Consider the following 12,045-nt stretch of genomic DNA (forward strand, 5'->3'; position numbering starts at 1 on the left):
AACGACAAAAACGGTCACGCAATATGCGTGACCGTTTTTTGACGGAGCAACAACATCTATCCCTCGACGTTCAGCACGATCAGCTTCTCCTCGGTGAGTTCGCGGATGGCATAGGCAGGACCCTCGCGGCCGATGCCGCTGTCCTTGACGCCGCCGTAGGGCATGTTGTCCATGCGGAAGGTCGCACCGTCGCCGATGACGACGCCGCCGACATCGAGGTGCTCGGCGCAGTAGTTCGCGACTGCAAGCGAGCGCGTAAAGACGCCCGCCTGCAGGCCGTAGCGCGTATCGTTGACCATGCGTACGGCATCCTCGATTGTGTCGTAGGGGATGATGCTGAAGACCGGCGCAAAGGTCTCCTCGGAGACGACCTTCATCGCGGGCGTGACATCCGTGAGCACGGTCGGCTCGTAGAACGCGCCTGTCCGATGTCCGCCCGCGAGGAGGTGCGCACCTGCCGCCGCCGCCTCATCGACCCACGCCTCGATGCGCTCCGCCTCGCGCTCCGAGATCATCGAGCCGATCTGCGTGTGGACATCCATGAGGTCGCCACTCTTGAAATTCTGCGCCGCCTCGACGGCCGCCGCGCAGAACTCCTCGTAAATCGCGCGCGCGACATAGACGCGCTGGCAGGAGATGCAGACCTGTCCCGCGTTCACGAACGCATGGCGCGCGCAGTGCTCGGCGACCCACGCAACGTCTGCCACATCCTCGTGCACGATGTTTGCGGAGTTCGAGCCGAGCTCGAGGGCGATGCGGCGAAAACCGACCGCCTCATGCAGTGTCTTGCCTACGGGGACGCTGCCTGTGAACGAGAACATGCGGATGCGCTCGTCCGCCGTGAGCAGCCTCCCGACCGCACTGCCCGCACCGTAGATGAGGTTGAGGCAGCCCGCAGGCAATCCCGCCTCCTGAAACACCTCGACGAGGAGGGATGCGGTGAGCGGCGTGGCAGAGGCGGGCTTGTAGATGACGGTATTACCCGCTGCGAGCGCAGGACCGATCTTGTGCGCAGCGAGATTCACGGGGAAGTTGAACGGCGTGATGGCGCAGACGACGCCGAGTGGACGGCGGATCGTGAATGCCATGCGGCGCTCGCAGCCCGGTGCGCCCGCCAGAGGCACAGTCTCCCCGCGCAGCCGCTTCGCCTCCTCCGCCGAGAGGATGAGCGTCTGATAGGCGCGGTCGATCTCACCACGTGCGTCGCGGATGGGCTTGCCCGCCTCGGCAGAGAGCGCCTCAGCAAACTCCTCACGCCGCTCCTTCATCAGATTTGCGGCACGCATGATGATCTCATAGCGCTCGTAGGGACTGAGCTGTACCTCATGGAAGGCACGCTCCGCCGCATCCACTGCCGCACGCACATGCTCTGCGCCCGCTGCGGCGATCTCGGCGATCACCTCGCCCGTCGCCTTGTGATAAACGGGAAGTGTTCCCTCGCCCGCGACCCGAACGCCGCCAATGAACATCTCGATGGTCTTCATTATTATCGGTCTCCCTTCGAAAGCTTCATGTTGGCTGTCTTTTTGTTTTCATTATAGGGACACTTCTTCCAAAAATCAAGAAATCACAGGCGTCGTATTTTTACGGATATATAACGCCATCCTTACGCCCTCCTCCATTCGATCTGCTACACTATCATTCGTCGATAACAATTAAGGAAACGCCGATAAATTCAGCCCAATCTGACGGACTTCATTTTGTCGGCGCATCCTTAGAGAACAACGGAGGAACCATGATGAAGAAAACTCTGCGCGCTGCGGCGCTTACCGCGGCAATGACAGCAATGCTCTCCGGTGCGGCGTTCGCCATGCCGACCGTCACTGACGGACAGGAGACCAGTGAGGGCGCAGTCCTCACCTATCCCATCGTCCAAACCGACGCGGCTGACGCACAGCAGCGCATCAACACTGTGATCGAGGACGATGTAAAGGCGTTCATGCAGGAAATCGATATGGCACGCATGGGCAACAAGAAGACCTCTGCCGAGATGAGCTACAAGATCACAAACAGCGGCGACGACCTGCTCAGCCTGAAGACGGAGCAACTCATCTCCGAAGAGGGCGCGGCACACCCGATGTCCTACACGCACGGCTATCTCTTCCGCCTGTCCGACGGCAAGGCGCTCACCCTCGACGACGTGCAGCAAATGTCAGATCGAAAGGATCATGCCGCCCGCTATACGCTGGACGCGCTGAACCACCGCCTCACGGAGCCGAAGAACGGTGCGCCCGAGGGATATAAGCCGCTTGAAGCTGCCCCCAAGGACATCTACATGGATGCCGACGGCCACATCCACGTACTCATTCAGCGCTATGAGGCCGCCTCCTATGCGGCGGGCGTCCTCGACATCGACCTCGACGCATAACACTTCCCAAACCTCCCATTTCCCGTCTGTACCCGCGCGGTGCAGACGGATTTTATTTTGCGAAAGATTTTCATTGACAGCGATCATAAAATGCCGTATTCTCAACATGAATATCATTCCTTTTTAAGAACGTTTCAATGTACTCACAGAAAGGAGCCTACGTTGCCTATCCGCCAACTACTCTCCTCGCCCTTCGCGCTCACCATATTTCTCGTCCTCGCAGCTGTCTGTGCAATATCGGCAGGCAGTGTCTCCGTGCCACCTGCCGATACACTCGCCGTCATCACGGCGAAGCTGGCGGGGAGCGTCCCTGTAGTCGATCCCGCCATCACAGACATCATCTGGTCGCTGCGCGTGCCGCGCGTTCTGCTCGCAATGACAGCGGGAGCGGGACTGGCACTTGCGGGTGTCGTCATGCAGGCGAGTGTGCAGAATCCCCTCGCAGAGCCGTTCATCCTCGGCATTGCCTCGGGCGCATCCGTCGGCGCGACACTCGCGATCCTCATTGGGACGGCGGCAATCCCCTTTGGCGTGCCGGGCTGCGCTTTCCTCGGCGCAATCCTCGCCACACTCGCCGTGCTCATGCTCGCAGGGATGCACCGCCGCGTCTCGACGGTGAAGCTCGTGCTCGCGGGTGCGGCGATCAGCGCACTCTGCGTGGCGGCAACGAATTTCATCGTCTACATGGCGGCGGATGCGGAGGGCATGCAGTCGGCGGCGTTCTGGACGATGGGCTCGCTCGCCGATGCAAAGTGGCACAGCCTCTTCCTGCCCGTCCTCATCGTCACGGGGCTCGTCGTTTACTTCCTCTCACAGCTGCGCACACTCGACGTGCTGCTCCTCGGCGAGGAGCTTGCCGTGACGCTCGGCATCGACGCGAGTGCAAAGCGCCGCCTCTACATGGGTCTGCTCGCCCTCCTCACGGGCGTCCTCGTCGCAACCTGCGGCATCATCGGCTTCGTCGGACTCGTCGTCCCGCATCTCGTGCGCTCCTTCACGGGCGCATCGCATCGCCGACTGCTCCCCGCCGCGCTCCTCGTCGGCGCCATCTTCCTCGTTGTCGCCGACCTCCTCGCGCGCACCCTCCTGCCCGCGGGCGATCTGCCCATCGGCATCATCACCGCACTCATCGGCGCGCCGCTCTTCATGAAGCTGCTCTTCGGCAGCAGCGGGAATTTCGGAGGTTCGCGATGAAACCAATCCACATCGAAAATCTGAAATTCCGCATCGGCGCCAAGGAAATCCTCCACGGCATCACCGCAGACCTCCCGACCGACCGCTTTGTCGCACTGCTCGGGCCGAACGGCTGCGGCAAGTCCACCCTGCTCAAGCATCTCTACCGCGTGCACAGGGTACAGGAGGGGCGCGTCACGATGGACGACACCCCACTCGCAGACATTCCACTGCGCGCGGCGGCGCAGGAGATCGGCGTCATGGGACAGTTCCACGCCGTCGACTTCGATTTCAGCGTCGAGGAGATCGCCCTCATGGGGCGAGCCCCGTACAAGGAGAGCTTTGAGGACGACACGGAGGAGGACTACGCGCTCGTCCGCGACGCACTCGAACGCGTCGGCATGGCGGACGCCGCCGCACGCTCCTTCAATGAACTGTCGGGCGGCGAGCAGCAGCGTGTCATGCTCGCACGTGTGCTCGTACAGGAGCCGCAGCTGCTCATCCTCGACGAGCCGACCAACCATCTCGACATCAAATATCAGCTGCATATACTAGAGCTGGTCAAAGGGCTGAATATCGGCGTGATCGCAGCCCTCCACGACCTCAACCTCGCCGCCATGTATGCCGACCTCATTGTCGTCATGAAGGCGGGGCGCATTGAACGCATCGGAACGCCGAATGAGATCATCACGGCGGAAATGCTCGCACACATCTACGGCGTAAATGCGAATGTGACCTACGACGCTGCGGGGCTGCCACTCGTCGACTACCGTACGGAGCAGCTGCAATGAGCGGCGCACAGCAGAATTCGGGGCGCACCTTGAAACGCATGGGCAACGCCCTGAGGCTCCTGCCCTTTCTCGCGTGCGCTGTACTCGTCCTCGCACTCTCCATGCGAGACGGGCGCGGCACACAGGCGGCAGAGCCAATCACCGAAGGAATCACCTACACGACGGCGGACAGTGAGGGGCGACCGACAGAGTTCACGCTTCCCCGTACGCCTGAGCGCGTGCTCGTCTCCTATCCGGGGGCGACGGAGCTTCTGATCGACCTAGGTCTCACGGATCGCATCATCGGCACGATTGCGCCCTACGGCGCAGAGCCGCCCGCATACGCCGATGCCTATGCCGCGCTCCCGATTCTCGCCGCGCCCTACGTACCGAGCCGCGAGGAGGTCGTCGCTCTGCGTCCCGATCTCATCATCGGCTGGTCGCACCACTTCACGCCTGATGCACTTGGCGATGTGTATGCGTACTTTGATCGCGGCGTCGGCGCCTACATCGTGCCCGCCACCGTGCGCAAGGGACGCCCGACGTTCGAGGAGACGGTCTATCCGTTCATTGCGGATATAGGGCATATCTTCGGCGTGGAAGACCGTGCAAAGGACTATACTGCGGGACTTGAGGCACGTGTTGCCGCTGTCGAGCATCGCACCGAGGCGCGTGGGAGGCGTTTCTCCGCAATGATTTTGCAGTCACACGGGACAAGCCTTTACAGCATGTACGGCCCCGCCTACATCATCGACGACATTGCGCGCAAGGCGGGCGCAGACAACATTGTCGACCGTCAGATGCGTTCGGTTGGCCCTGAGCGCGTCCTCGGCTTTGCGCCCGATGTCATCATCTACGTCAATCCGAAGGACATCTCGGAGGAGGAGGCGCGCGCAGAGCTGCGCGCCGATCCGAACCTCCAGAATATGAAAGCTGTGCGGAAGAACCGCATCATCGTCGTGAATTTCTCCGACGTGAACAATGGGAACGGGCGCTGTATCACGGCGCTTGAGGATATAGCTGCAGGGCTGGATGCCCTCATGGATGAATAGGAAGGGATACAGATGAGAAAAAGGATTTTGAGCGGACTCGTCGCGACTGCGCTGACCGTCGGAACGGGCTATGCGCTCCCCGTGAGCGCCGCAGAGGCAACGGATGATGCGGTGCAGACCTATGTGCTGGACGACATTGTCGTTACGGCAAGCCGCAGCGAGACGGCAATCAGCGACGTACCCGCAGATGTCACGCTGATCTCGGAGGAGCAGATCGAGCGCGGCAACTACAAGAGCGTCTCCGATGCGCTCAAGGGTGCGAACATCAACGTCGTGCAGAAGGGCTTTGCCGCCTATCCCGTCATCAACGGTGACTCGCGCGTCCTCGTCATGGTCGACGGCAAGAAGGTCAACTGGGATCACCTCGTCGTCAGTGGGGACACGAACGCCGTCGATGTGGATCAGATCGCCATCGGCGACGTGGAGCGCATTGAGATCGTACGCGGGCCGAACTCCTCGCTGTACGGTGAACGTGCCATCTCGGGCGTCATCAACATCATCACAAAGCGTCCGACGACGGGAAAACCGTCCGGCAGTTTCAACATGCAGCTTGGCTCGTGGGGCGAAAAGCGTGCGGGGGTGAACGTCAGCGGCGGCGATGAAAAGAACACCATCAAGGTCGGCATCGCGCATGAGCGCCGCAGGAACTTCCAATATAAGAACGCCTATGGCGAAAAGCACACCTTTGAGAACAGTGACATCAACCGCACGGACTACAATGTCGGATTTGACCGCATCCTTGGCAATGACCGCCTGCGCCTCGAGTTCAGTCGCCACGAGGCGGACGACGGCTACGGCGTTCTTTTGAGCAATCCGCGAACCGGTGCATCCATGTATCAAGGACGCACAGACATCGTCGATACGGGCTACGGCATCACTTATATGTTCGGCTCGGAGAAGGAGGGCGAGGGCACATTCCTACGCTTCTATCGGAATGAGTCCACAGCGGACGGCGGCTTTAACTCTCAATATAGTCACGACCTGCGCCGCAACGCCTTCGAGGGGCAGAAGCTCTGGATGCTTGGCGACAAGAATATGCTGATCGGCGGCTTCCTCTGGTCGCAAGAGAAGATCAGTGAAGTCAGCGGCTATGTTCCGATGGACGCCTCTGCTGTTACAAAGGCACTATTCCTTGAGGACGACTGGCAGCTCGGGCGCGGTTACTCGCTGAAGCTCGGCTCGCGCCTCGAACATCACAACGACTTCGGCACGGATGTCACCTCGCACATCAGCCTCAACAAGAAGTTCGACCGCAAAACGCACGCCTATATCTCATGGGGGCAGGCGGTCAACAATCCGTCCCTCAAGATGCGCTATGCAAGAACGCCCTTCTGGATTGGGAATCCTGATCTCAAACAGGAGAAATCCCACACCTTCACCATTGGCGCGGACAGTCAAATCACGCGCAAGTGGAACGTCTCTGCCAGCATCTACTGGAGCAAGCTAAAGAATGCGCTCAACTGGGTGAACGGAACGGGCGGTAATCCGGGTCACTACGAGAACGTCGATACGGAATACCGCCGTGGACTCGAACTCAGCACGCGCTATCGCGCCGACGACCACTGGACAATCCGCACGGCATACAGCTATGCGCATGTCGACTCCACCGATCCCGCCAAGGACTTCCTTCGGACGAATACACGCCCGAACGGCTACAATCTCGGTGTCTCCTACACGCAGGGAAAATGGGATGCGGATCTCGACCTCAACTATGTGACAGGACGCAGCACGGTACACTATACCGACTCTCGCTATCTGACGCTTGATCTCGGCGTAAACTATCATGTGACGAAGGATTTCAAGATCTACTTGAAGGGCGTCAACCTCACCGATGAATCGTATGAATCCATGGGTGCAACACCGTCTATTTGGTCGCCCCTGGGCGGCTATGCGGCACCGAGCCGCCACTTCATCCTTGGTGGAACGTACAATTTCTGATTTCCCCATCGCACACAAAAACGGAGCAGACAAATATCTGCTCCGTTTTCACTTCCTCATAACGAATCTATGTGCTATAATGAACCCAGCGACTGGTGAATGTCGGTTTCCTCCCTTTGTGGGGGTGATGTGCGTGACGCTTTTTGAAAAGCTATCGCTTCTGATTGCGGCGGCAACGCTCGTAGTCAACATCATATTTCTGATGAAGTAACAGAAAAAAGAACCGTACGCGCGGTTCACGTCGGCTCCTCTTTCAAGAACATAAAATTCTGCGGAGAGACCGGCGGATCCAATCACCAGTCGTCCTTTTGTATTCTCATTATATCGATTCACGAAAAAGTTGTCAAGGGAGGTATACGATGGAGAAGATTGCAAGACTCAGAGAAATCCTCACGGAGAGCCGCTGCGCGGTGTTCTTCGGCGGGGCGGGCATGTCGACCGAGTCGGGCATCCCCGACTTTCGCAGCGCTGGCGGCATCTACAGCGAGACGCTGCACAGGGAGTTCGCCCCCGAGCAGATGGCATCGCACAGCTTTCTCATGGCGCACCCCGCCGAGTTCTTCGACTTCTATCGGCGACGCTTCGTCTATCTCTCCGCCGCGCCGAACGCGGGACACTACGCCCTCGCGGAGCTTGAGCGGCAGGGACACCTCGCGGCGGTTGTAACGCAGAACATCGACGGCCTCCATCAGGCAGCGGGCTCCAAGACGGTCTACGAGTTGCACGGCTCGATCCGCCGTGCACACTGCACAGACTGCGGCGCGCATTACGAGCTCGACTACATCCTGCACCATCGCCCCGTGCCGCACTGCTCCTGCGGCGGTATCGTCCGCCCCGATGTCGTATTATATGAAGAGAGTCTCGACAATGCGACCATCGAGGGCGCGATCGCGGCGATCCGCGCGGCGGACACACTCATCATCGGCGGCACCTCGCTCATCGTCTACCCTGCGGCAGGGCTGATCGACTATTTCCGTGGGGCACACCTCGTCCTCATCAACAGGAGCGAGACGCGCGCAGACAGACGTGCCGAGCTCGTCATCCGCGAACCGATCGGGGATGTGCTGCACGAGGCGCTGCCAGAGGAATAAAGGCTTCATTTGGGGCGCCCCTATCGGCTCGCAAGCTCGCCACTTCCCCCGCTTCGGCGGGGGAAGCCAATATACCGTAACCTCAGCCTCCCCCGTTCACAACGGGGGAGGGGGACCGCGTAAGCGGTGGAAGGGGCGCTCCGAGAGCAGCCCTCCTTTTGTTTTTCAACGCACCTTCCCCCGCCTTACACTCTGCAGCAGTATCCCGCCCATGATGAGCACGAGCGCGAGGAACGCCGCGCTGCTCATCTCCTCACCAAGCGTTATGGCAGAGACGACGAGCGAGAGGAGTGGGACGAAGTAGGCGAGGTTCGCCACCATTGCTGCGTTCTGCGCCTCCTGCAGAGCCATCGCCCACCAAAGATAGCCCACGGCATCGATAAAGACGCCGAGCCACAAGAGGCCGAGCCACTGTGTCCACGAGAGAGAGACCCACTCCTCCACGAGCAGTGTCATAGGCAGGGAGCAGACTGCCGTCGTTCCCCATGCCATAATCATCATTACTGTCTGGTCGATGTTCCGCCGCTTGTTCAGCACGCAAAAAAGGCCGTAGCAGAGTGCCGCGAGCAGACAGGCGGCGGCGCCGAGCATTCCATTTCCCTCGGCGCTGCCCTCCCCGCCGAGGGTGAGTACCACCACGCCGGAGAACGAGAGGAGCAGCGCAGCGGCGGTGCGCACCGTGATCCGCTCCCCGAGAAGGAGTGCCGCAAAAAGGACGATCATCATCGGCCAAAGGAAGTTGAGAATGCAGGCCTCCTGCGAGGTCAGCTGCGTCAGACCATAGTAGTAAAGCCCCGAATAGAGGAAAAGCCCGAGGAAGCCCAGCCCCACCATCGCCGCATAGTTGCGTATGTCATAGGTGCGAAACACGCGCCCACCGTCGCGCACCAGCTGCACGCCAAGCAGGAACAGGCTCGCAGCAAACGTGCTCAGAAAGAGCGCCTCATACGTTGGAATCGTCGAGAGGAGACTCTTTACCAGCGCCGCCGTTGTCGACCAGATCACGACCGCACTGACCGCATAGAAATAGACACGTTTCTGCCCCTGCATGACAAGACTCCTTCATCCATCGCCTTTACTTGACCACTGTCCCCTACTTCGCCGCACGCACCTGTTTTCCTGCATACACAAAAAAGAAAGGCTTTCGATTTCTCGAAAGCCTTTTTGTTCAAATGGAGCTGATTATAGGACTTGAACCTACGACCTGCTCATTACGAATGAGCTGCTCTACCAACTGAGCTAAATCAGCATACCGCCTCACAAGCGATAGTGGAATTATACCCGAGGGCGGCGTTCCTGTCAACCCCGCCGGAGAAAAATTTTCATCCTGCGCGCCTCACGGAATCCGCGCATAAAAATCGTCGTTAAAAACCATAACCTCGCGCTTCAGAAGCTTGTCATAAAAGGGCATACTCCCATAGAAGCGCATATTGTAGGCAAGCGCAAACGCGATCTCGCCCGCAGGCATGGAGATGCCCGTCTCCGCCCACGAGCCCGTCGGAGGAATGAACCGCCAATCATCGGCTCCGCCCTTCCCCACGTACATTTGCCGCAGATCCCAATTATAGAAGAAGCGCATTGTCCGCACTTCCTTGATCCTGCCCTTACCGCCGCTGTAAAAGTCGCGCTCATCACCAACGGCGCTGTCCGCCGTAACGACATTCACCGCGATGATGTACTGCGGCGGCTCGTACTTTTGCACAACGAGCGAGGTTCGGTCAACATACCATGCGACTCCCATATGCCCGTCGCACAGGATGAGATTGCGGTCACCGTTCAGATACGTCGGATAGTTTGCAAATGCCACTCCCGAGAGTATAAATACGCAGAGGCCAACCACCAGTGCAAAAAATCGTTTCATCAAGATACCTCCATTCCAGCCCTTCAAAAAGATCGACATGGGACAGACACCTCCCCTACTTCTTGGAATGTGCAATAATCGAGAACATGATCTGAATCGGCGGCTCGTAGAACATCTTCATCAAATCATGATAGCAGCGCTCATCACAGCCCTCCTTCACCGCCTCGTCACCATGCGCGAGGCCGTTGCGGAGTTTGACGACCGTATATTTCTTCGTGCCGAGCCGATATTTCTCAACGGCATCGCAGATGCTGCAGAACGCCTCTCTGTCCTTCCCGAGAAACTGCGCAAAGGCTGCAACAACCGCACTGTCACGCTTGGACTGCTGAGACAGAATCGCCTTTTTGATAAAGGGGATATTGCCGAGCGTCGGATGACGATCGATCTCCGCGAGCGCTCGATGAACATCCAACAAATTCTTGTTGGGACAGAACTTATTCTTGATCTTCTTGAATGCCGCGCTCTCCTTGAACGGCTCGAAGAAGTTGCGCTTCATCTCACGCTCCAGGCTGCTGACAAAGACGAGCGCAGCCAGATCGGGCGTCTTCATCTTCTCGTAGAGGGCGAGCGAGGTTCTGATGTCCTTCTGCGTTGCCGGAGAAAAACTCTCCCAGATATCTGCGAGCCGATGCGCATCCTGGTCAAAGCTGATGTCCTCCGGCATGAAGGTGTAAATTCGCTTCAGAATTGCGTCGATTTTTTCATCGTCCGTTCGCGTATGATCTTCCTGCATATCCTCAATCTGCGCACGCAGCATCTCGTAGTTCTTTTGCAGGGTCTCATAGTCTTTTTTCAACTGATAGTTCTCATGCTCCAGCCCGGCAATCCGATCCTGTAGGAGCGTGTCCTGTTCGTCATCGAAGTGGACAATCGCATTTTTCAGCCACAGGGCGATTTCGGCTTCAAGGGACATTTTTTCTGTCAGTGCCGCCGATAGGACAAACTCGCTCATCAGGTCTACCAGATCATGTTTTAACTTTTCGTCCTCGACCGTTTCTGCACGATGGGCGGCATATATCGCATAGGCCGCCCATTTGAACAGGATGGGATCAAAGTTCGTCCCATTCATCTTTGACCGGAAAAACCATTCTTTGCCGTACTTCCTGTATGTCTGACCGATGCACGTATAAAAGCCGCATTCATAAAGCTGCTCAATCACGTCATCAAAACACCATAGATGCCACATCATGCTCGCCCGATTTTCCGTAAGAGCACATGCAGCCTGCGCTTGGAGCCTCGTATAGGTATAGAGTTCGAGCATACCATAGTTTCTTTTGAAAGGTTTCATTTGCTTCGTCACTTCTGATTTTTGGGACTCCGCTCCATCACACAGATCCTTTTCTCGATGGATAACGATGGCATTGTATTCATCAAAGAACGGTTTTTGAAGCAGCTCCTTTAGAGTCTCCTCATCAAAATCCATCCACGGTTCATTTTCGCTCTGACTATTCTTCTCAAGCGTACTGTCAAAAACGGAGCAGATAATAAAATCGTTAATATCCTCTGCGTTGATAAGCTTAGGATACTTATCCTTATTTTTTGAAAACGCATTGTCAAGAAACGCATCCAGCTCATCAGGATCATTCCGCTCTGCGACACCATAATAAAAGGTAATCATCTCAAGCAAATTTTGAAAAGGGTTTACTTTTACGACAACAGATTCCTCTTCGTTCCCCTCATTCGGGGAAGGAAAAGGTATGGTTTTCAGTTCGATTCGTTCCATTGAAACAGTCATATGTATTCCCTTCCTTAATAAACTAATATCCCCTATACATTCTGCTCACGATGGAAA

General features: G+C 57.7%; 10 protein-coding genes and 1 tRNA gene. 6 read left to right on the forward strand and 5 right to left on the reverse strand.

All coding sequences use genetic code 11. The annotated features are described in order from the left end of the window. Positions 1 to 56 precede the first annotated feature (56 nt). Entirely contained in the window at positions 57 to 1,484 is a 1,428-nt protein-coding gene (locus tag H1B31_RS02085) for an aldehyde dehydrogenase family protein (protein WP_185980710.1), read from the reverse strand. Between the two features lie 251 nt (positions 1,485 to 1,735). Here H1B31_RS02085 and H1B31_RS02090 point away from each other — a divergent pair, with 251 nt between their 5' ends. The 6 genes from H1B31_RS02090 to H1B31_RS02115 all read left to right on the forward strand — a co-directional run bounded on the left by H1B31_RS02090 (position 1,736) and on the right by H1B31_RS02115 (position 8,392). After that, positions 1,736 to 2,368, forward strand: a complete 633-nt coding sequence (locus H1B31_RS02090) for a PdaC/SigV domain-containing protein (protein WP_185980711.1) — start codon at positions 1,736 to 1,738, stop codon at positions 2,366 to 2,368. 168 nt (positions 2,369 to 2,536) lie between these two features. Beyond that, positions 2,537 to 3,562 carry a FecCD family ABC transporter permease gene (locus H1B31_RS02095; protein ID WP_404828683.1) on the forward strand — a complete coding sequence of 342 codons (1,026 nt, stop codon included), beginning with the start codon at positions 2,537 to 2,539 and terminating at the stop codon, positions 3,560 to 3,562. Continuing rightward, positions 3,559 to 4,332: an ABC transporter ATP-binding protein gene (locus H1B31_RS02100; RefSeq protein ID WP_185980713.1), complete on the forward strand. Its 774-nt coding sequence runs from the start codon at positions 3,559 to 3,561 to the stop codon at positions 4,330 to 4,332. Before H1B31_RS02095 ends, H1B31_RS02100 begins: the two co-directional genes overlap by 4 nt. Beyond that, on the forward strand, positions 4,329 to 5,363 hold the full coding sequence (locus tag H1B31_RS02105) for an ABC transporter substrate-binding protein (protein ID WP_185980714.1): 1,035 nt from the start codon (positions 4,329 to 4,331) through the stop codon (positions 5,361 to 5,363). Before H1B31_RS02100 ends, H1B31_RS02105 begins: the two co-directional genes overlap by 4 nt. Positions 5,364 to 5,375: 12 nt before the next feature. Then, entirely contained in the window at positions 5,376 to 7,301 is a 1,926-nt protein-coding gene (locus H1B31_RS02110) for a TonB-dependent receptor plug domain-containing protein (protein ID WP_185980715.1), read from the forward strand. 359 nt (positions 7,302 to 7,660) lie between these two features. Then, a complete protein-coding gene (locus tag H1B31_RS02115; protein ID WP_185980716.1) occupies positions 7,661 to 8,392 on the forward strand; it encodes an NAD-dependent protein deacylase in 732 nt (243 codons plus the stop codon). 165 nt (positions 8,393 to 8,557) lie between these two features. Here the strand turns inward: H1B31_RS02115 and H1B31_RS02120 are convergent, their stop codons facing one another. The 4 genes from H1B31_RS02120 to H1B31_RS02135 all read right to left on the reverse strand — a co-directional run bounded on the left by H1B31_RS02120 (position 8,558) and on the right by H1B31_RS02135 (position 11,514). Next, positions 8,558 to 9,442, reverse strand: a complete 885-nt coding sequence (locus tag H1B31_RS02120) for a DMT family transporter (RefSeq protein ID WP_185980717.1) — start codon at positions 9,440 to 9,442, stop codon at positions 8,558 to 8,560. A gap of 123 nt (positions 9,443 to 9,565) precedes the next feature. After that, positions 9,566 to 9,641 (reverse strand) — tRNA-Thr (locus H1B31_RS02125). A gap of 87 nt (positions 9,642 to 9,728) precedes the next feature. Next, the gene (locus tag H1B31_RS02130) at positions 9,729 to 10,253 is read right to left on the reverse strand and encodes a hypothetical protein (RefSeq protein WP_226372126.1); all 525 of its coding nucleotides are present in this window, start codon (positions 10,251 to 10,253) and stop codon (positions 9,729 to 9,731) included. 55 nt (positions 10,254 to 10,308) lie between these two features. Beyond that, positions 10,309 to 11,514: a hypothetical protein gene (locus H1B31_RS02135; protein ID WP_226372127.1), complete on the reverse strand. Its 1,206-nt coding sequence runs from the start codon at positions 11,512 to 11,514 to the stop codon at positions 10,309 to 10,311. Positions 11,515 to 12,045 lie beyond the last annotated feature (531 nt).

The organism is Selenomonas timonae (assembly GCF_014250475.1).
In the GTDB taxonomy this organism is placed as follows: domain Bacteria; phylum Bacillota; class Negativicutes; order Selenomonadales; family Selenomonadaceae; genus Centipeda; species Centipeda timonae.

What these genes read in the sequence shown, in the direction of transcription:
- H1B31_RS02110 (WP_185980715.1), top strand. Translation starts at nt 5,376, where the DNA reads ATGAGAAAAAGGATTTTGAGCGGACTCGTCGCGACTGCGCTGACCGTC.
- H1B31_RS02105 (WP_185980714.1), top strand. Translation starts at nt 4,329, where the DNA reads ATGAGCGGCGCACAGCAGAATTCGGGGCGCACCTTGAAACGCATGGGC.
- H1B31_RS02115 (WP_185980716.1), top strand. Translation starts at nt 7,661, where the DNA reads ATGGAGAAGATTGCAAGACTCAGAGAAATCCTCACGGAGAGCCGCTGC.
- H1B31_RS02135 (WP_226372127.1), bottom strand. Translation starts at nt 11,514, where the DNA reads ATGCTCGAACTCTATACCTATACGAGGCTCCAAGCGCAGGCTGCATGT.
- H1B31_RS02120 (WP_185980717.1), bottom strand. Translation starts at nt 9,442, where the DNA reads ATGCAGGGGCAGAAACGTGTCTATTTCTATGCGGTCAGTGCGGTCGTG.
- H1B31_RS02130 (WP_226372126.1), bottom strand. Translation starts at nt 10,253, where the DNA reads ATGAAACGATTTTTTGCACTGGTGGTTGGCCTCTGCGTATTTATACTC.
- H1B31_RS02100 (WP_185980713.1), top strand. Translation starts at nt 3,559, where the DNA reads ATGAAACCAATCCACATCGAAAATCTGAAATTCCGCATCGGCGCCAAG.
- H1B31_RS02085 (WP_185980710.1), bottom strand. Translation starts at nt 1,484, where the DNA reads ATGAAGACCATCGAGATGTTCATTGGCGGCGTTCGGGTCGCGGGCGAG.
- H1B31_RS02090 (WP_185980711.1), top strand. Translation starts at nt 1,736, where the DNA reads ATGATGAAGAAAACTCTGCGCGCTGCGGCGCTTACCGCGGCAATGACA.